The 17,102-nt window shown below is 65.6% G+C and carries 23 protein-coding genes and 1 riboswitch; of the genes, 12 read left to right on the top strand and 11 right to left on the bottom strand.

What is annotated here, in order from left to right; all coding sequences use genetic code 11:
• Positions 1-10 precede the first annotated feature (10 nt).
• Positions 11-1,507 (top strand): neutral zinc metallopeptidase, encoded by a 1,497-nt coding sequence (locus ACTXG5_RS02975; protein WP_445162278.1) that lies wholly within the window; start codon positions 11-13, stop codon positions 1,505-1,507.
• Between the two features lie 73 nt (positions 1,508-1,580).
• Positions 1,581-2,003 (top strand): DUF4190 domain-containing protein, encoded by a 423-nt coding sequence (locus ACTXG5_RS02970; RefSeq protein WP_445162277.1) that lies wholly within the window; start codon positions 1,581-1,583, stop codon positions 2,001-2,003.
• An 11-nt stretch (positions 2,004-2,014) separates the two neighbouring features.
• Here the strand turns inward: ACTXG5_RS02970 and ACTXG5_RS02965 are convergent, their stop codons facing one another.
• The 3 genes from ACTXG5_RS02965 to ACTXG5_RS02955 all read right to left on the bottom strand — a co-directional run bounded on the left by ACTXG5_RS02965 (position 2,015) and on the right by ACTXG5_RS02955 (position 3,629).
• On the bottom strand, positions 2,015-2,887 hold the full coding sequence (locus ACTXG5_RS02965; protein WP_445162276.1) for an LLM class F420-dependent oxidoreductase: 873 nt from the start codon (positions 2,885-2,887) through the stop codon (positions 2,015-2,017).
• Between the two features lie 16 nt (positions 2,888-2,903).
• Entirely contained in the window at positions 2,904-3,341 is a 438-nt protein-coding gene (locus ACTXG5_RS02960; protein WP_445162275.1) for a MarR family winged helix-turn-helix transcriptional regulator, read from the bottom strand.
• A gap of 63 nt (positions 3,342-3,404) precedes the next feature.
• The gene (locus ACTXG5_RS02955) at positions 3,405-3,629 is read right to left on the bottom strand and encodes a hypothetical protein (protein WP_445162274.1); all 225 of its coding nucleotides are present in this window, start codon (positions 3,627-3,629) and stop codon (positions 3,405-3,407) included.
• A gap of 58 nt (positions 3,630-3,687) precedes the next feature.
• Between ACTXG5_RS02955 and ACTXG5_RS02950 the strand changes: the two genes are divergently transcribed.
• On the top strand, positions 3,688-3,966 hold the full coding sequence (locus ACTXG5_RS02950; protein WP_445162273.1) for a hypothetical protein: 279 nt from the start codon (positions 3,688-3,690) through the stop codon (positions 3,964-3,966).
• A 3-nt stretch (positions 3,967-3,969) separates the two neighbouring features.
• Here ACTXG5_RS02950 and ACTXG5_RS02945 read toward each other — a convergent pair whose 3' ends face one another.
• From ACTXG5_RS02945 to thiC, 3 genes are all read right to left on the bottom strand, one after another.
• Positions 3,970-4,602: an alpha/beta hydrolase family protein gene (locus ACTXG5_RS02945; RefSeq protein ID WP_445162272.1), complete on the bottom strand. Its 633-nt coding sequence runs from the start codon at positions 4,600-4,602 to the stop codon at positions 3,970-3,972.
• 8 nt (positions 4,603-4,610) lie between these two features.
• Positions 4,611-5,438 (bottom strand): bifunctional hydroxymethylpyrimidine kinase/phosphomethylpyrimidine kinase, encoded by an 828-nt coding sequence (gene thiD, locus ACTXG5_RS02940; RefSeq protein WP_445162271.1) that lies wholly within the window; start codon positions 5,436-5,438, stop codon positions 4,611-4,613.
• On the bottom strand, positions 5,435-7,075 hold the full coding sequence (gene thiC / locus ACTXG5_RS02935) for a phosphomethylpyrimidine synthase ThiC (protein WP_445162270.1): 1,641 nt from the start codon (positions 7,073-7,075) through the stop codon (positions 5,435-5,437). The genes thiD and thiC overlap by 4 nt, the downstream gene beginning before the upstream one ends.
• A riboswitch (TPP riboswitch) is annotated at positions 7,068-7,178 on the bottom strand. It overlaps the preceding gene by 8 nt.
• A 174-nt stretch (positions 7,179-7,352) precedes the next feature.
• On the opposite strand from thiC, the gene ACTXG5_RS02930 reads away from it, so the two are divergent.
• On the top strand, positions 7,353-8,033 hold the full coding sequence (locus ACTXG5_RS02930) for a PAS and ANTAR domain-containing protein (protein ID WP_445162269.1): 681 nt from the start codon (positions 7,353-7,355) through the stop codon (positions 8,031-8,033).
• Here ACTXG5_RS02930 and ACTXG5_RS02925 read toward each other — a convergent pair.
• A complete protein-coding gene (locus ACTXG5_RS02925) occupies positions 8,030-8,305 on the bottom strand; it encodes a hypothetical protein (RefSeq protein ID WP_445162268.1) in 276 nt (91 codons plus the stop codon). The genes ACTXG5_RS02930 and ACTXG5_RS02925 overlap by 4 nt on opposite strands.
• A 63-nt stretch (positions 8,306-8,368) precedes the next feature.
• Here ACTXG5_RS02925 and ACTXG5_RS02920 point away from each other — a divergent pair, with 63 nt between their 5' ends.
• Positions 8,369-8,611 carry an Rv1535 domain-containing protein gene (locus tag ACTXG5_RS02920; RefSeq protein ID WP_445164240.1) on the top strand — a complete coding sequence of 81 codons (243 nt, stop codon included), beginning with the start codon at positions 8,369-8,371 and terminating at the stop codon, positions 8,609-8,611.
• Between the two features lie 7 nt (positions 8,612-8,618).
• Here the strand turns inward: ACTXG5_RS02920 and ACTXG5_RS02915 are convergent, their stop codons facing one another.
• From ACTXG5_RS02915 to ACTXG5_RS02900, 4 genes are all read right to left on the bottom strand, one after another.
• Positions 8,619-9,056: a hypothetical protein gene (locus tag ACTXG5_RS02915; protein ID WP_445162267.1), complete on the bottom strand. Its 438-nt coding sequence runs from the start codon at positions 9,054-9,056 to the stop codon at positions 8,619-8,621.
• Positions 9,057-9,228: 172 nt separating this feature from the next.
• Positions 9,229-10,104, bottom strand: a complete 876-nt coding sequence (locus ACTXG5_RS02910) for an exodeoxyribonuclease III (RefSeq protein WP_445162266.1) — start codon at positions 10,102-10,104, stop codon at positions 9,229-9,231.
• 2 nt (positions 10,105-10,106) lie between these two features.
• Positions 10,107-10,925 (bottom strand): GNAT family N-acetyltransferase, cg3035/Rv0428c family, encoded by an 819-nt coding sequence (locus ACTXG5_RS02905; RefSeq protein ID WP_445162265.1) that lies wholly within the window; start codon positions 10,923-10,925, stop codon positions 10,107-10,109.
• Positions 10,925-11,518 (bottom strand): peptide deformylase, encoded by a 594-nt coding sequence (locus ACTXG5_RS02900; protein ID WP_445162264.1) that lies wholly within the window; start codon positions 11,516-11,518, stop codon positions 10,925-10,927. The genes ACTXG5_RS02905 and ACTXG5_RS02900 overlap by 1 nt, the downstream gene beginning before the upstream one ends.
• Before the next feature lie 265 nt (positions 11,519-11,783).
• On the opposite strand from ACTXG5_RS02900, the gene ACTXG5_RS02895 reads away from it, so the two are divergent.
• Genes ACTXG5_RS02895 through ACTXG5_RS02865 form a run of 7 tightly spaced genes read left to right on the top strand, consistent with a single transcriptional unit; the run spans position 11,784 to position 17,009 of the window.
• A complete protein-coding gene (locus ACTXG5_RS02895) occupies positions 11,784-12,092 on the top strand; it encodes a DUF3263 domain-containing protein (protein ID WP_445162263.1) in 309 nt (102 codons plus the stop codon).
• Between the two features lie 19 nt (positions 12,093-12,111).
• The gene (locus tag ACTXG5_RS02890; protein ID WP_445162262.1) at positions 12,112-12,594 is read left to right on the top strand and encodes a LytR C-terminal domain-containing protein; all 483 of its coding nucleotides are present in this window, start codon (positions 12,112-12,114) and stop codon (positions 12,592-12,594) included.
• 31 nt (positions 12,595-12,625) lie between these two features.
• Positions 12,626-13,339, top strand: coding sequence for a superoxide dismutase[Cu-Zn] (sodC, locus tag ACTXG5_RS02885; RefSeq protein ID WP_445162261.1), 714 nt, complete (start codon positions 12,626-12,628; stop codon positions 13,337-13,339).
• Positions 13,320-14,471 carry a glutamate--cysteine ligase gene (locus ACTXG5_RS02880; protein WP_445162260.1) on the top strand — a complete coding sequence of 384 codons (1,152 nt, stop codon included), beginning with the start codon at positions 13,320-13,322 and terminating at the stop codon, positions 14,469-14,471. The genes sodC and ACTXG5_RS02880 overlap by 20 nt, the downstream gene beginning before the upstream one ends.
• Positions 14,471-15,121: an LON peptidase substrate-binding domain-containing protein gene (locus tag ACTXG5_RS02875; RefSeq protein WP_445162259.1), complete on the top strand. Its 651-nt coding sequence runs from the start codon at positions 14,471-14,473 to the stop codon at positions 15,119-15,121. The genes ACTXG5_RS02880 and ACTXG5_RS02875 overlap by 1 nt, the downstream gene beginning before the upstream one ends.
• Positions 15,122-15,171: 50 nt before the next feature.
• Positions 15,172-16,194, top strand: coding sequence for a TIGR03617 family F420-dependent LLM class oxidoreductase (locus ACTXG5_RS02870; protein WP_445164239.1), 1,023 nt, complete (start codon positions 15,172-15,174; stop codon positions 16,192-16,194).
• Positions 16,191-17,009 (top strand): enoyl-CoA hydratase-related protein, encoded by an 819-nt coding sequence (locus ACTXG5_RS02865; protein ID WP_445162258.1) that lies wholly within the window; start codon positions 16,191-16,193, stop codon positions 17,007-17,009. Before ACTXG5_RS02870 ends, ACTXG5_RS02865 begins: the two co-directional genes overlap by 4 nt.
• The last annotated feature ends 93 nt before the right edge of the window (positions 17,010-17,102 follow it).

Genomic DNA, 17,102 nt, shown 5'->3' with positions numbered 1-17,102 from the left:
GAGGTTGGTCATGATGAGCCGTGGGCAAAATCGACGTCGGGGCCACGGTGGTCGCAGGCGCACCGTGATCGGTTCGCTGAGAGCGGCAATTGCCTGCGCAGGGGCAGTGCTCGTGGTTGCGGGGTGTACCACCGTCGTCGAGGGGCGGTCCTTGTCGATGCTCAACGACCCATTCCGTGTGGGTGATCTGCCCGCTACCAATGGTCCCAGCGGGCCTCGCGCGAACGGGCCGGGTTCGAGCGGCACGGTGGTCAACACCGACAACGGGGCGATCGACAAGTTGTCGTTGCTGTCGGTTACCGATATCGAGGACTACTGGAAATCGACGTACAGCCAGTCGCTGAAAGGAACGTTTCTCCCGGTCGCCAAACTGGTCTCGTACGACTCCAACGATCCGAGCAGTCCCATCGTTTGCCACAACGAAACGTACAAGCTCGTCAACGCCTTTTTCACCTCACGCTGCAACTTGATCGCCTGGGATCGCGGGGTGTTCATGCCTGTCGCGCAACGCTATTTCGGTGACATGTCCGTCACCGGCGTGCTGGCACACGAGTTCGGGCACGCCCTGCAGCAGATGGCGAAACTGGTCACAAAAAAGGACCTCACCATCGTTCGGGAGCAGCAGGCCGACTGCTTCGCGGGCGTCTACCTGTATTGGGTTGCCGCCGGCAAGTCCGCGCGCTTCACGCTGAGCACCGCCGACGGGCTCGACCACGTGCTGGCGGGGATCATCACCACCCGTGACCCGGTGATGGATTCCGACACCGACAACGACGACGAGCATGGGTCGGCGCTGGATCGCGTCAGTGCCTTCCAGATGGGCTTCATCAGTGGCGCGTCGGCCTGCGCCGGGATCAACCAGCAGGAAATCGCGGGGCGCCGCGGTGACCTGCCCAAGGGGTTGCAGACCGATCCCAACGGGGACCCGGAGACCGGTGAGGTCCCGATCAATGAAGACACCTTGTCGACGCTGATGGAGTTGTTGGGAAAGGTGTTCTCGCCCAGCAATCCGCCCACCTTGTCCTTCAAGACGGACGGTTGCCCGGACGCGAAACCCAGTCCGCCGGCGTCCTACTGCCCAGCCACCAACACCATCATGGTCGACTTGTCCGGGCTGGCGGCGGTCGCGAAGGTCTCTGCCGAGAGGGAACACACCTTGCCGCAAGGCGACGACACCGCCCTGTCGATGGTGATGTCGAGATACGCGCTTGCGGTGCAGCACGAACGCGGTCTGCCGATGCAGAGCCCCTGGACCGCGCTGCGGACCGCGTGCCTGACCGGTGTGGTGCACCGCAAGATGGCCGAACCGATCGACACGCCCTCCCACAAGGAGCTGTTGTTGACCGCCGGCGATCTCGATGAAGCCGTCGCCGGGTTGCTCACCAACCACATGGTTGCCAGTGACGCGGACGGGACCAGCGTGCCGGCCGGCTTCACGCGCATAGCGGCATTCCGTGGCGGCGTGGCCGGGAACATGGACGCGTGCTACTCCCGCTATCCCGGCTGAGGGAGAAAAATCCTGCGCGACAAGGCAGCACGCGCAGCGTAGAGTATGGGCCACTCGATCTCAGGAGGCGTTCGTGACGGAAGAACCGCCCAACTATCCTCCGCCTCCGGGCGACTCCGGGTATCCCCCGCCGGGGCAGGGTTATCCGCCTCCACCGGGCGCCGCCTACCCGCAAGCCGTCGGCACCAACGGCATGGCCATCGCGTCGCTGGTCTGCTCGTTGTTGGGGTGGCTCTGCGGCGTAGGCCCCATCTTGGGCATCATCTTCGGCGTTCTCGCACTGAACAAGATCAAGGAAACCGGTCAGGGCGGCCGCGGGTTGGCCATTGCCGGAATAGCTATCGGTGCGGTCCTGATCGTCTTCGGCGTCATTGGCGGGATTCTCTCGCTGGTCAGCGGGGGTTTTGAAGAACACCACCACTACTCGGGCGCGCCCGCCGTGGTCCTCACCATGGACGCCGTTGCACCACAGGTGATCCCCGGCATCGCTGCCTAAGTGCTTGGGGCTCAGCCGATCTCAGCGAGTCGGGGAATCAGTTCGTCGCCGAGACGGCGGATGAAGCCCACCGGGTCGGGGTTGCCGGGGACCGGCCCGGCGTTGATCATCTCGATTCCCAGCTCGGCGTAGCGTTCTGCGGTTTTCAAGTACCCGTCGATGTCCTCGAACGGGTCGACCACCAAAAGGCCGACCGTCTTGCGGATTTCGCCGGGGTCGCGGCCCACCGTGTCGCAGTGCCGGTTGAGCACGTCGATCTTGTGTTTGAGCCCGTCGACCTCCAGCACTGTGCTGTTCCAGATGTCGGCGTACTGTGCGACCAGCCGGAGTGTCTTCTTCTCACCGTCGCCACCGATCAGAACCGGGGGCCGCCGAATCGGTTGCGGCTCACAGATTGTCTCGGCCAACTGGTAGTGCTTGCCGGTGTACGGCCCGTCGTTGTCGCTCCACATCTGCTGACAGATCTGCAGCGTCTCCTCGACCATCTCGAAGCGGTCGCGCAACGGCGGGTAGTCGATGCCGAGGGCTGCATGCTCGCGGTCGTACCAGGCCGCGCCCAATCCCAGCATCGAGCGACCCTGCGACAGTACGTCGAGCGTGGTGACGGCTTTGGCCAGCACTCCCGGATAGCGATAGGTGACCCCGGTGACCAGCAAGCTGAGGTCGATCGTCGTAGTCTGCCCGGCCAGGAAACCCAAGGATGTGTAGCCCTCGAGGAACGGATCGTGTGCGCGGCCGACTCTTTCCATCTGGAGGAAATGATCGGCCAGGGTAAAAAGCGTCGCGCCGCCTTGCTCGGCGGTTTTAGCCGCGTCGGCCAACGTCGGACCCAGCTTCGCGGAGTCGCCTGGCACAAAGTCGATAAAGTGCACGCCTAATTCCATTGCAACCAGTGCCCTTTCATGATTCGGTCAATCGTTCGAGCAGTGATAGCGCCTCGAGCATGATGCGCCGCTCGGCTTCGGAGTAACGCTCCTGCAAGGCGCGGGCCAGCCACTCCTCCCGCACTTGGCGATCGCTCTCGGCGCGCTGACGGCCGGCCTCGGTCAACGAGACCACTTGGCGCCGACCATCTTCGGGGTCGGGTGTGCGCTCGATGAGTCCGCGTTGGCCCAGGGCGGCCAGTATGGTTGCCATCGACTGGGGACGTACCCGTTCCGCGCCGGCCAACTCGCTGGCCGACGATGGCCCCTCTTTCCAGAGCCGGGTGAGCACCGCTGTCTGTGACGGGGTCAGATCATTGCGGACCTCGACATCTCGCAACCGACGTCGTAGTCGGCTGAACACCACTCGAATATCGCGGGCTGCGGTTGCAGCGGACTCGCCGATGCCATCCATGCCACCACTTTACACTAGACAGTTCAAACTGTCCAGTCTGGACTGGCTAAATTGGGATGGGCGTCATGTCATGCAGACGTTGGAGAACAGCAGCACCGGCCAGGAGACGATCGAGCCGAGAAACGACACCACCAGGTCCGCACCCTGCATACCGCGAAGATGGTCGGTGTGTGTCGATGACCAGATCAGCCCGACGATGGAGTACGGAATGCCCAGCAGGACCGCGCACGTGATCCACTCGGCCACCGTCATCTCGTAGTTCAGCAACTGCCGCAGCTTGGTGATCAACCACCTCACTCCTTCCAAATATCGCGAGGCCGCCGGTGCCTTAAATTATGGTGAGGGCATGCACGGTTTGGCGTCGTCATTTGCCGGAATTCGGCGCGGGCTCGCGCATCCGGTGTCGGTGCAAGCGCTCATCGAGTTCGCAATGTGGATCGCGGTGCCCTACCTCATGGTCGGATTTTTCTGGGCCGTCATCCACCCCGACACTGTCCAAGCGCTACAAACCCAATGGACAAACGTGGTGCCCGCGGGCGCGGACGTCGCTGCTACCGGCGAAGCGGCGGCGCTGTGGCCCGCGATTCTGCTGCTTCCCAGCACGTGCACAGCGGCGGGGCAGTAATTGTCAGCGCAACAGCCGTAGCGCCGCGTCGACCGCGAGTGCGGGCACGTCGAGGGTCTTTGAGCGCAAGTCGTGTCGGGCGCCGGTGATTTCGACAACTTCGATCGGTGCGGCGATCAGCGCCGCGGCGTCGCGCACCTCGGCCGGCGTGCCGAAGGGGTCCGATGTTCCGTGGGTAAATACGGTAGGCACGGTGATATCGGGCAGATGTTCGGTGCGGGGGCGTTCCGGCTTCCCCGGCGGATGGACCGGGTAGGAGAACAGCGTCAAGACGTCGACCTGCGCCGGGTTTGCCTCGGCGACCACCATCGATGTCTGCCGGCCTCCGTAGGAATGTCCGCCCGCGATCAGCGGGCCGTCGGTAACCGTGCGGCACAAGGTGATTGCCTCATCGATCCCGGCCCGGTCGGTTGCTGCCGAGCCGGACGGCGGACCGGTCGGCCGGCGCCGGCGGTAGGGCAGGTTGTACCGTATCGCCAGCCAGCCGCGCCGGGCCCATTCGTCGCAAACCCGTTGCAGCAGCTCGGATTCCCGGTTGCCTCCGGCGCCGTGGGTGAGCACCACTGTCCCTTTCGGGCCGCGCTTGTGGTCACCCACGGGTTCGTGCGCGATGCCCGCGATCTGGTCGAGATTCAAGCGGGCAATCATGTCAGCCGAAACAGCGGCGAGACCGGGCCATGGCCGTGGCCGAGTGGGTAGGCGGCGCGCAGACATTCGGTGACCCATTGCTTCCCGAACTCGACGGCGTCAGGCACGGTGAACCCGTGGGCCAGCGCGCAGGCGACCGCGGCGGCCAGCGTGTCGCCACCGCCGTGGTCGTTGCCGGTCGCGATCCGTTGCGCATCGAACTCGTGGAAATCGGTGCCACCGTAGAGCAGGTCGCAGCTGCGTTGCGACGACCGCAGGTGACCGCCCTTGACCAGCACCCACTGCGGACCCAGCGCGTGGAGTGCCTTCGCCGCCGCGCGCTGCGACTCGGCATCCACCACATCGATACCGACCAACAGGCGCACCTCGTCGAGGTTCGGCGTGACCAGCGTGGCCAACGGGAACAGTTGGCCACGAAGCGAATCCAGGGCCGACGGCGCCATGAGCGCATCGCCGTGCATGGATGCCGCCACCGGGTCGACGACGAGTGGAACCGTCAATCCGAGCCGGCGCCAGGTGGTGGCCACGGTGTCGATGATGCGCGCCGACGCCAACATCCCGGTCTTGGCTGCCTGGATGCCGATGTCGGTGACCACCGCTTCGATCTGGCCAGCGACGACGTCGACGGGAATCTCGTGAAAGCTCTTGACTCCCAATGTGTTCTGCACAGTAACGGCGGTAACCGCGATGCACGCGTGCTCGCCCAGCATCGCGATGGTGCGCATATCGGCCTCGATGCCCGCGCCGCCCCCGGAGTCCGATCCGGCGATGGACAGCACCCGGCGCGGCGTCGTGCCCGGCGCGGGCAGCGGCAGGTATTTCACTGCGTGATCGGCAGATACACCCGGTTGCCGTGGTCGGCGAATTCGGCCGACTTCTCCGCCATCCCGGTGGCGAACATGGCCTCGATGTCCTCTTCGGTCTCCAGGCCGTGCTTGGCGGCATAGTCGCGGACATCCTGCGTAATGCGCATCGAGCAGAACTTCGGCCCACACATCGAGCAGAAGTGCGCCGTTTTGGCCGGTTCGGCGGGCAGCGTCTCGTCGTGGTATTCCCGGGCGGTGTCGGGATCCAGTGACAGCGCGAACTGGTCGTTCCAGCGGAACTCGAAGCGCGCCGTGCTCAGCGCGTTGTCGCGGTCCTGGGCGTGGGGGTGCCCCTTCGCCAGATCGCCTGCGTGCGCGGCGATCTTGTAGGAGATCACCCCGACCTTGACGTCATTGCGGTCCGGCAACCCCAGGTGTTCCTTGGGGGTGACGTAGCACAGCATCGCGGTGCCTGCCTGGGCAATGATGGCCGCGCCGATCGCCGACGTGATGTGGTCGTAGGCCGGCGCGATATCGGTGGCCAGCGGGCCCAGCGTGTAGAACGGGGCCTCCTCGCAGAGCTCCTCTTCCAGCCGCACGTTCTCGACGATCTTGTGCATCGGGACGTGCCCCGGGCCCTCGATCATCACCTGCACCCCATGGGCTTTCGCGATCTTGGTCAGCTCGCCCAGGGTGCGTAGCTCGGCGAACTGGGCGGCGTCGTTGGCGTCGGCGATGGAGCCTGGCCGCAGGCCGTCACCGAGGGAGTAGGTGACGTCGTAGCGGGCAAGAATGTCGGAGAGTTCTTCAAAGTTGGTGTACAGGAATGACTCCCGATGGTGGGCCAGGCACCAGGCCGCCATGATGGAGCCGCCGCGGGACACGATTCCGGTGACCCGCTTGGCCGTCAGCGGCACATAGCGCAGCAGCACCCCGGCATGCACGGTCATGTAGTCCACGCCCTGCTCGCACTGCTCGATCACGGTGTCGCGGTAGAGCTCCCAGGTCAGCTCGGTTGGATCACCGTTGACCTTTTCCAGCGCCTGGTAGATCGGCACGGTGCCGACCGGCACCGGCGAGTTGCGCATGATCCACTCACGGGTTTCGTGGATGTTCTTGCCGGTGGACAGGTCCATGATGGTGTCGGCGCCCCAGCGGGTGGCCCAGACCATCTTGTCGACCTCCTCGGCGATCGACGACGTCACCGCCGAGTTGCCGATGTTCGCGTTGACCTTGGTCGCGAACGCCTTGCCGATGATCATCGGCTCGATCTCGGGGTGGTTGTGGTTGGCCGGGATTACCGCACGTCCGCGGGCAACCTCGTCGCGCACCAGCTCGGCGGGCATGCCTTCGCGGGCGGCGATGTAGGCCATCTCGGCGGTGATCTCCCCAGCGCGGGCGCGCTGTAGCTGGGTGCCGCGGTCGCGGACCACCCCGGGCCGCGCCGGCAACCCGGCCGCCAGGTCGATCGCGACGTCCGGGTCGGTGTAGGGACCCGAGGTGTCGTAGAGATCGAAGTGGTCTCCGTTGGACAGGTTCACCCGTCGCAGCGGCACCCGGAGTGTGCCTCCGTCTGGGCCCTCTATTTCGCGGTAAGCCTTGCTGCTGCCCCAGATGGGTCCGGTTGTCACCGATGGTTCGACGGTTACGGTCATTTTCTCATCTCCCTACGCCGGCATTACCCGGTCAGGTTCGTACGGTCGACGGCCCCAAGCCGTCCTCTCAGCACACTCGGCGTGCGCTCCCGCGGGTATTTACTTTGGTGGGGCCAGATGGCCCGCACGCGACGTTACCCCCACCCCGGCCCATCCGCGCCTCCCCGCCGGGGAAGTGGTCCAGATTGCGGAAACATTGACCAGGTCTTGCCGCTGAAACGGCTCCCAATGAGCGGATTGCTTTCCGGTGATTTCGTCGGGGTGGGATGATCGCGAGGTGCAGCAGCCCTCGACCAGCGCGACCGGGGACACCGCTGTCTCGCATCTGGACGTCGGCAGCTTCCGGTTCTGGTTCGACGGTGAGCGGTGGGAGTGGTCCGACGAGGTTGCGCGGATGCACGGTTACGAGCCCGGGGCGGTGGCACCGACGACGGAACTGATGTTGTCCCACAAGCATCCCGACGACCGGGAACACGTCCGGGACCTGCTCCAGCAGGCATTGCATTCCGGGGAGTCTTTCTCCAGTCGTCACCGGTTTGTCGACACGGACGGCGGTGTGCACGATGCGATCGTCGTGGCCGATTGCATCGTGGACGAGTCGGGTGCGGTGACGGGGACCGCGGGCTACTACATCGACCTCACCAGCACTTTCGACGAAGCCCGTTATGAGAGCCGTCAAGAAGTGCTCGACGAAGCACTGCCCGATCTGTTCGAGAACCGCGCGGCTATCGAGCAGGCCAAGGGCGTAATGATGGCCGTCTACCGGGTCAGCCCCGAGCAGGCGTTCCGGGTGTTGCAGTGGCGTTCGCAAGAAACCAACGTCAAGTTACGCACGTTGGCCAAGCGACTGATTCACGAGGTCAGCAGCATGCCACCCATGTCAGCTGGCGTCCGGAGCCAATTCGACCGTCTGTTGCTGACGGTCCACGAGCGGATTCCCCCCGAAACCGGCTGCTAGACCTCTTCCATCGCCTCGCCGAGGTCTTCGAGGAGCCGGTTGTGGTGATTGCTGGCCAGCAGGTGTCCGGTCGCGATGACAAGAGCGACGGGCCAGTCGATGAGCTCCAGGGCCGCCAGGGCCGCCAGACCGCCGTAGTAGGCCAGCTGTTCGGGCCGCGGAATCTCCATCTGACCGACGAGTGGCAGCTTCACGACGAAGGTTTCGCCTTCGCGAACTTTCTCCACCGCATCGCGCTGAGACGTTGCTCGGTGAGTTTTCTTTTCCGCCATCATTTGCCTTTCAGTAACGAAGGGTTTCCCATCCCGCCGGGTGACCCGGTCACCGTCGGACATATGTCGACGACCGACTCCCTGGCCGATCCGATATTTTCGTCCGTTGCTTCGGTGTTGCGCGTGCCGTTGCTCGAACTCTATGCGCTTCTGTGGCGCGTCGGGATCGTGGAGATTGTGGAGCACGATCGGAGGCTTCGCAGGCCGCCGCGGTTTTCGGCCCGGATAGCTCCGGGGTCGAGGGGGGCACTCTGCCCTGACCCGTCTGCACACGGTTCAGGACGGCCGCAGCGCGCGTCGGCGTAAGTCGGCGTCAGTTGGTGCTGCGCAACCCGGCGGCGCCCGCCCGGCGTCCCGCCGTCTTCTTGGCGGGCGATTTGGCGGCGGACTTTTGCGGCGCGGCTTTTTGTGGCGTCGACGGGGTGGGTACCGGCTTGAGATTGGCTTTCGCCGGCGGCCCGGATTTCCCGTTCAGTCGGTGCAGCACCAACGCACCGCCGCCGACGGCCAACAGCAGCGGCCACTCGATCAGCCCGGCCACACCAAGCGCACCAATGGCGAGTGCGGCCGCCGGTGTCGAATGACTGCCCGAGTTGATTCCGCGCTTGATGCCGTCCGCGGCACCGGTTACCGCACCGACGATTCCGTTGACTGCCGCACCCCCGACAGCGCCGGCGGCGGCGGTGGTGGCATCCGCCGCGCGATTGACCGTCTTCCCCGCGTTACGGACTGCGCCTCCGACGACACCCATGATCACTCCCTGGTTCCTCGGTCGCTCTGGTTGCAAACCGCGTAGCAACATGTATACCCGCCGAATGGGAAGTTAACAGCGGCCACGAGAATTGTTCACGCACCTAACACCGGGAAATGCTGCCACGTCGGAAACGCGCAGACAACGCGAAGTCGTCTGCAATTTCCGTGATTTACCCAGCCTTAAAGTCGACTAATACCGGCGCGTGATCGCTGGGCGACTTGCCTTTGCGTTCGTCGCGGATGATCTGCGCATCGGCCACCCGGCCGGCCAACGCCGGTGAGGCGAGGATGAAGTCGATGCGCATGCCTTGCTTCTTGGGGAACCGTAGCTGGGTGTAATCCCAGTAGGTGTAGACACCGGGGCCCGGGGTGAAAGGCCTTACTATGTCCGTGAATTGCGCGTCGACAATGGCATTGAACGCGTGGCGTTCGGGTTCGGAAACATGCGTGGCGCCGGCGAAGAATTCCATGCTCCACACGTCTTCGTCAGTCGGGGCGATGTTCCAATCACCGACCAATGCGATCGGCGCGCTGGGATCGTCGTGTAACCAGCCGGCCGCCGTATCGCGCAGGGCAGCAAGCCATTCCAGCTTGTAGGTGTAATGCGGATCGGCCAGGGCGCGGCCGTTGGGCACGTACAGACTCCACACCCGGATACCGCCGCAGGTGGCGCCCAGGGCGCGGGCTTCCGCGGTGGCGGCCACCTCCGGCTTGCTGCTCCAGCTCGGTTGGCCTTCGAATCCGATCTGCACATTGTCCAGGCCCACGCGAGAGGCGATTGCCACGCCGTTCCACTGATTGAAACCGACGTGTGCGACCTCGTAGCCGAGTTCGAGGAACGGCAGAGTGGGGAACTGGCTGTCGGTGCACTTGGTCTCTTGCATGGCCAGCACGTCGACGTCGGCGCGGGCGAGCCAGTCGACAACACGATCCAGGCGACTGCGAATCGAGTTGACGTTCCAGGTCGCCAGCCGTAGGCGTGGCGATCGCAAGGGCGGCGAAGCCGGGCGCAGCGGGTCGTCGGCATCGACTGGGCCGTCGGGCATGGCTAGACGGTATCCCAGCCACCCGATGGGGCTTCGAAGTAGCGGCGGCCGTGGTGGAGTCGGAAACCCAGAGACTCGGCGAGGCGGGCGGTGACGGTGTCGAGCTCGGCGACTTCCAGGTAGCCGCGGGTGGCGCCACGGCGTGCACCCCAGGCCAGCAGCTCCTCGCACTCCCGGCTTGCGGCGCCGTAGTCGTCGGCCGCGCGGACCTCGGACAGGCCCACCCAGCGGGTGCCGTCGGGCGCATCGGTCACCGCCGCGCGGGCGAACTCCCCGAGGGTGACGCCGGCGTGGCCGTCGTTACCGAGCGACACGCCAGCGTGGCTGTCGCTAACGTCGCGCACCGACACGCGCTCGGCGTATTCGCTCACCAGGGCGGGCGGCAGCGTCAACAAGCGGTCCGGGACGGCCAGTCGCGGGGCCAGCCCGCGACGGTTGTACCAGGCGACGATCGCGGGGACCGAGCTCAGCCGAGCGGAAATATCCAGTGGCACTGCCGAATTGGCGGCGAATCCGGTCCCGTGTCCGGCCCGCAGGAGCCAGCCGTCCAGCCAGGCGTGTTCAACGTCGGCCCAAGTCGCCGCGGCGGCATGCTCCAGCGCGCGGATCGCTGAGGTGCGAACCGGCGCGTCGGTCAGCACTCGCAGCGCGACCACATCGGCGGCCGCGCATTCGACGACCGCGCCCGTCTTGGTCTGCACCCGCACCACCGGATCCACCGCCAACAGGTGTCCTACCGCATCGGTCAGCGGCGGGACCGATCCGGCGGGGCGCCGGTAGCGAACCGTCACCCGGGTGCCGAGGTCCGGCCACGAGACCATCAGTGACCGAACGGATCCGGTCCGTCGCCCGGCGTCCACGTCAGCCCGGGTACGCCCCAGCCCTGGGATTTGACGGCTCGTTTTGCGGCGCGGGCGTGCCGGCCGATGAGGCGGTCCAGGTAGAGGAATCCGTCCAGGTGCCCGGTTTCGTGTTGCAGCATCCGGGCGAACAGTCCGGTGCCTTCGATGGTGACCGGTTTGGCGTCGGCGTCGAGGCCGGTTACCCGCGCCCATTTCGCACGCCCGGTGGGGAAGGACTCGCCGGGAACCGATAAGCAGCCTTCGTCGTCGTCGCCCGGGTCCGGCATGGTCTCGGGTATCTCGGAGGTTTCCAGGATCGGATTGATGATCACACCGCGGCGGCGCTCGGGGATTCCGCGATCCTCAGCACAGTCGTAGACGAACAACCGAAGGCTGTGTCCGATCTGATTGGCGGCCAGCCCGACGCCGTGGGCGGCGTCCATGGTGTCGTACAAGTCGGCGATCAATCCGGCGAGGTCTGCGGGTAACGAACCGTCGGCGCCGACGTGCACAGGTGTTGTCGGCGTGTGCAACACCGGATCGCCCACGATGCGAATGGGAACGACTGCCATGGTCGGCTAGCTTAAGCCCGGTGACGATGCGCGCCGCACAGCGGCGGGCTGAGATGGCGGGCAATCAGCTCAAGCCCGGTGACGATGCGCGCCACTCGGTGGGCGGGGCCGCGAAGCAGGCAATCAAAGCAATCGGCCGACGCGCGGGTCTACATGACGGCTTGAGGGTTCGCGGCGTGGTTCAATATTCGCCGAAACATGCCCCTATGTAAGTCAAGTCATTCGAGCAACCGGGAATTCGGCGGAAGGGTCCAGGGGAAGCAATATGGACAGCGCCATGGCGCGGGCAAATCCATCGGGGGACGATTCTGGAATCGCCGATGGGCTGACCCGCCGCGAGCACGACATCTTGGCTTTCGAACGGCAGTGGTGGAAATTCGCCGGTGTCAAGGAGGACGCGATCAAAGAGCTGTTCTCGATGTCGGCGACGCGCTACTACCAAGTGCTCAACGCCCTCGTGGATCGGCCCGAAGCTCTGGCCGCCGATCCGATGCTGGTGAAGCGGTTGCGGCGGCTGCGTGCCAGCCGTCAGAAGGCCCGCGCCGCGCGGCGCCTCGGCTTCGAGGTGACCTGACTCGCTACAGTAGGGCTCGATGAAAGAGCGCGTGCCCGACTCCACGGGGCTCCCACTGCGGGCCATGGTGATGGTGCTGTTGTTCCTCGGCGTCATTTTCCTGCTGCTCGGGTGGCAGGCCCTGAGTTCCTCCGGGAAGTCCGACGACGACTCGGCCTCGGCGGCCTCGAGTGCGACCAGCTCCGCCAGCCCTGCCGCGTCGACGTCGACAAGCGCGAAGCCCGCGGCGAACGAGGCCGACGTCCACGTGTTCAACATCTCCGGCAAGGAAGGCATCGCCGGGCATGCCGCAGACCAACTCAAAGCCGCCGGCTTCAAGGTCATCGACGTCGGGAACCTGACGCTGCCCGATGTGCCGACCACGACCGTGTACTTCACCGACGCCGACGGTGAGCACGCCACCGCGGACGCCGTGGGCAAGAACTTGGGCGTGCCCGTCGAACCGCGCACCCCCGCACTCAGCGGCCAGCCACCCGGCGTCATCGTCTTGGTGACGGGCTGACTCTGAGTCCTGAGCCGGTTAGGCTCTCGCTATGCCAAAGTTTGCCGGTCACCACAATGCCGTTGCCGCCACCGTCTCCGCATTGTCCGCAGCCACTTCGGTCGTGTTGCTCAGTGCGTGCTCCTCGCCCCAGCACGCGTCGTCGGTCCCGGGTACCGTACCGGCCGTCTGGACGGGCTCACCCGCGCCCTCAGGGACCGCGGGGGCTGAAGGTGAGGGCGCCGGGCGGCCGAGCATCACCACCCACCTGCGCGCGCCCGATGGCACACAGGTCGCGACGGCGAGGTTCGACTTCAGCAACGGCTATGCCACCATCACGATCGCGACGACCGGCTCCGGGCTGATCGCCCCCGGCTTCCACGGCGTGCACATCCACAAAGCGGGCAAGTGCGAGGCCAATTCGGTTGGCCCCACCGGCGGCGCACCCGGCGACTTTCTCTCCGCCGGCGGCCACTTCCAAGCGCCTGGCCACTCGAACGAGCCCGCCAGCGGGGACCTCACCTCGCTGGAGGTTCGCCGGGACGGTGTGGGGACGTTGGTGACCACCACAGACGCCTTCGCGATGGACGACCTGTTGACGGGTGAGAAGACCGCGATCATCATCCACGCCGGGGCCGACAACTTCGCCAACATTCCTCCGGAGCGCTACAGCCAGACCAACGGCGCACCGGGTCCAGACTCGATGACGATGAGCACCGGGGACGCCGGCAAGCGGGTGGCGTGCGGTGTCATTGGTGCCGGCTAGCAGGGCCTCCAAAAGAGGCGATGCTCACATCGGTTTCGCCCGCTCGCCGCGGCCAACCCTCGGTGTGGAGTGGGAGTTCGCTCTGGTCGATGCGCAGACCCGTGACCTGAGCAACGAAGCCACCGCGGTCATCGCCGAGATCGGCGAAAACCCGCGCGTGCACAAGGAATTGCTGCGCAATACGGTCGAGGTGGTCAGCGGCATCTGTGACGACACGGGTCAGGCGATGGAGGATCTGCGCCAGACCCTGGGCCCCGCTCGGCGCGTCGTCCGGGATCGCGGCATGGAACTGTTCTGTGCCGGGGCCCACCCGTTCGCACAGTGGTCCACCCAGCAGCTCACCGACGCACCCCGCTACGCCGAGCTGATCAAGCGCACCCAATGGTGGGGTCGGCAGATGCTGATCTGGGGTGTGCATGTGCACGTCGGTATCTCGTCGGCGCACAAGGTGATGCCGATCATGACGTCACTGCTGAAGTACTACCCGCATCTGTTGGCACTCTCGGCATCGTCGCCATGGTGGACGGGTGTGGATACCGGATACGCCAGCAACCGGGCGATGATGTTTCAGCAGTTACCCACCGCCGGGTTGCCGTTCCAGTTCCAGACCTGGGCGGAGTTCGAAGGCTTCGTCTACGACCAGAAGAAGACCGGAATCATCGACCATGTCGACGAAGTCCGTTGGGACATCAGGCCTTCACCGCGTCTGGGCACTCTCGAGGTACGGATCTGTGACGGGGTCTCCAACCTGCGTGAGCTGGGTGCGCTCGTCGCGTTGACGCACTGTCTGGTCGTCGATCTGGATCGCAGGCTGGAGGCGGACGAGTCGTTGCCGACCATGCCGCCGTGGCATAACCAGGAAAACAAGTGGCGCGCCGCCCGTTACGGCCTCGATGCGGTGATCATCCTGGACGCGGACAGCAACGAACGGCTGGTTACCGACGATCTCGTCGATGTGCTGAACCGGCTGGAGCCGATCGCCAAGTTGCTGCACTGCGCCGACGAACTGGCCGTGGTGGAGGACATGTGCCGCCACGGTGCCTCTTATCAGCGGCAGCGGCGGGTGGCCGAAGAGCACGATGGCGATCTGCGCGCGGTTGTCGATGCGTTGGTGGGCGAACTGGACATCTGATGACCGACCTGGAGCCCATCGAGCTGGCGATGTTCCCGCTGGAGGCGGCGTTTCTGCCGAACCAGGATCTGCCGTTGCGGATTTTCGAGCCTCGCTACGTCGCGCTGGTGCGGCACTGCGTCGAGGCCGGTGAACCCTTCGGTGTGGTGCTGATCGCCCGCGGCCGCGAGGTCGGTGGCGGCGATTCACGATGCGATGTCGGCGTCCTGTGCAGGATCACCGAATGCGTCGATCAGGGCGCGGACCGATACTCGCTGCGCTGCCGGACCGGTGAGCGGATTCGGGTGTGCGAGTGGCTGACCGACGATCCCTACCCGCGGGCTTTCGTGCGGCTGTGGCCCGACGAGCCCGACGCGCCCGGCGACGCGGTGACCGTCTCCCAGCTTGTCGATGTCGAAGACCGGATGATGGATTTGTTCGAGCGGATCGCGGAAGCTCGCGGCGCCGCGCTGCCGGACCGCGACGTGCTGCTGGGTTCGGGCGAAGCCGACGCGGGACAGCGCCTGTTCGAATTGGCGTCGCGGATCCCGATCGGCGCGGCCGATCGCTACGCCGTGCTGTCGGCGCCCTCGGCAGCCGAACGGCTCGCCGCAGTGGGTGAGGCGGTGGACGCGATTGCCGAGATGGTGGAGTTCCAGTTGTCGGAGTAACCGGCTGTGCTTTCCTATAGGGAATCTGATTGCGCGACTGGACGGTTGAGGTGAAAGTACATCTGCAAGTCAACGGCTCGCCGACTGGGGCGTCGGCAAGTGCTGCCGAGATCGCCGAGACAGGTGCCGATGGCCTGTTCACCTTCGAGGGACAGCACGATGTGTTCTTTCCGCTGATCTTCGCCGCCAAAGAGACCAGCCTGGACCTGATGACGAACGTCGCGATTGCCGCGCCGCGCAGTCCGTTGCACCTGGCCCACGCCGCCTACGATATGCAGCTCTTAAGCGGCGGCAGATTCCGGCTCGGTCTGGGTTCGCAGATCAAAGTTCACATCGAAAAGCGCTACGGCAGCACGTGGGATCGGCCGGCGGCGCGGATGGCCGAAACAATCGCGGCGATCAAGGCGATATTTGCCGCCTGGGAAGGCCAGTCCCGCCTGAATTTTCGCGGTGAGTTCTTCACGCACACCCTGATGGCACCCAATTTCAACCCGGGCCCCAACCCGTTCGGGCCGCCTCCGGTATTGATGGGGGCGCTGGGCCCGATCATGACGCGCACCGCAGCGCAAGTCGCCGACGGCCTGTTGGTCATGCCGTTCAACAGCGCGCGGCACTTCGCCGAACGCACCATCCCGGCGATCAACGAGGGGCTACGCCGCTCGCAGCGCACGGTCAACGATTTTCAGGTGATCGCCCAGGCCATGGTGGCGGTCGGCAGCAACGAGGCAGACCTGGCCGCTGCCGTCAACGGCGTCGCTTCGTTGATCGCGTTCTACGGCTCGACACCGGCCTACCTGCCGGTGCTCGAGGTCGAGGGCTGGGCCGATCTCCAGCCCGAACTCAACGCGCTGTCCAAGCAGGGACGCTTCGCCGAGATGCGCGCCCTGATCACCGATCCGATGGTGGCCCAGATCGGGATCGTGGGAACTCCCGAGCAATGTGCGCAGCAGCTCGTCGCACGGTTCGGCGATCACGTCGACGAGGTGTGTTGTTACTTCCCGGGATACACGCCGCCCGGTGCGGACATCGCCGACTTGATCGGCGCCTTGCACCGGAGCCCGGCGCGGCGATGAGCACCGAGGTGATGGTCGACGTCGACGCGGGCGTGGCGGTGCTCACGCTCAATCGGCCAGATCACCTCAACGCCTATACCGCCGAGATGGGCGCGCTGTTGAGCCGGGCATACCGGGAATGCGACGAGAACGACGATGTCCGGGCCATCGTGGTCACCGGGGCCGGCCGGGCCTTTTGCGCCGGCGCCGATTTCTCCGGCGGCGCAACGCCGTTCGAGAGCCCGCGCGACGATGGCTCGTTCTCCGCGTCGCCGATCGACCCGGCGGCGTTCGAATTGCGCACACCGGTGATCGCCGCCGTCAACGGGCATGCCATCGGAATCGGGCTGACCATCGCGTTGCAGGCCGACATTCGCATCGTTGCCGAGGACGCCAAATATGGTGTGGTGCAAGTACGCCGGGGAGTGATACCCGATTGCATGTCGCACTGGACAGTGGCGCACTTGACGAGTCTTGGCGTGGCCGCCGAGGTGCTGCTGACCGGGCGTACATTCGACGGGCCCGAGGCAGTGGAGTTCGGCATCGCGAATCGGGCGCTGCCCGCCGGGCAGGTGCTCGCCCACGCGCTGGAGATGGCCCGCGACATCGCGGTGAATGTGGCACCGATGTCGGCGGCATTGAGTAAGCGGCTGTTGTGGGACAGCGCGATCCACAGCTACACCCCGCGGCAGGTCGCTTCGCTGGAAACGCAGTTGCACCACCGGGTGATGGGCACCGCCGATGCCCGTGAGGGTGTGGCCGCGTTCGTCGAAAGGCGACCGGCGCGGTTCGGTGCGCGGGTGTCCCGTGACTGGAAGCCACTGCCGGAGCCGTGAGCACGCACTAGCTTCGTCGAGCCTGTAAATCTGCAGGCTCTCACTCGTACTTTGTCTGCAAATTTACAGGCTCGGCGACACCGAGGGTGCCCG

The sequence above is a fragment of the Mycobacterium sp. Dal123C01 genome (assembly GCF_052566995.1).
This window is presented reverse-complemented; position numbering and strand designations above follow the sequence as displayed.

Coding starts and splice junctions, on each gene's coding strand:
- ACTXG5_RS02915 (WP_445162267.1), bottom strand. CDS start 9,056: ATGGGTGTCGTCGGAGGCGCAGTCCGTAACGCGGGGAAGACGGTCAAT.
- ACTXG5_RS02925 (WP_445162268.1), bottom strand. CDS start 8,305: ATGGCGGAAAAGAAAACTCACCGAGCAACGTCTCAGCGCGATGCGGTG.
- ACTXG5_RS02965 (WP_445162276.1), bottom strand. CDS start 2,887: ATGGAATTAGGCGTGCACTTTATCGACTTTGTGCCAGGCGACTCCGCG.
- ACTXG5_RS02960 (WP_445162275.1), bottom strand. CDS start 3,341: ATGGATGGCATCGGCGAGTCCGCTGCAACCGCAGCCCGCGATATTCGA.
- ACTXG5_RS02875 (WP_445162259.1), top strand. CDS start 14,471: ATGACCGACCTGGAGCCCATCGAGCTGGCGATGTTCCCGCTGGAGGCG.
- ACTXG5_RS02900 (WP_445162264.1), bottom strand. CDS start 11,518: ATGGCAGTCGTTCCCATTCGCATCGTGGGCGATCCGGTGTTGCACACG.
- ACTXG5_RS02920 (WP_445164240.1), top strand. CDS start 8,369: ATGTCGACGACCGACTCCCTGGCCGATCCGATATTTTCGTCCGTTGCT.
- sodC (WP_445162261.1), top strand. CDS start 12,626: ATGCCAAAGTTTGCCGGTCACCACAATGCCGTTGCCGCCACCGTCTCC.
- ACTXG5_RS02905 (WP_445162265.1), bottom strand. CDS start 10,925: ATGGTCTCGTGGCCGGACCTCGGCACCCGGGTGACGGTTCGCTACCGG.
- ACTXG5_RS02910 (WP_445162266.1), bottom strand. CDS start 10,104: ATGCCCGACGGCCCAGTCGATGCCGACGACCCGCTGCGCCCGGCTTCG.
- ACTXG5_RS02890 (WP_445162262.1), top strand. CDS start 12,112: ATGAAAGAGCGCGTGCCCGACTCCACGGGGCTCCCACTGCGGGCCATG.
- ACTXG5_RS02950 (WP_445162273.1), top strand. CDS start 3,688: ATGCACGGTTTGGCGTCGTCATTTGCCGGAATTCGGCGCGGGCTCGCG.
- ACTXG5_RS02895 (WP_445162263.1), top strand. CDS start 11,784: ATGGACAGCGCCATGGCGCGGGCAAATCCATCGGGGGACGATTCTGGA.
- thiC (WP_445162270.1), bottom strand. CDS start 7,075: ATGACCGTAACCGTCGAACCATCGGTGACAACCGGACCCATCTGGGGC.
- ACTXG5_RS02975 (WP_445162278.1), top strand. CDS start 11: ATGATGAGCCGTGGGCAAAATCGACGTCGGGGCCACGGTGGTCGCAGG.
- ACTXG5_RS02865 (WP_445162258.1), top strand. CDS start 16,191: ATGAGCACCGAGGTGATGGTCGACGTCGACGCGGGCGTGGCGGTGCTC.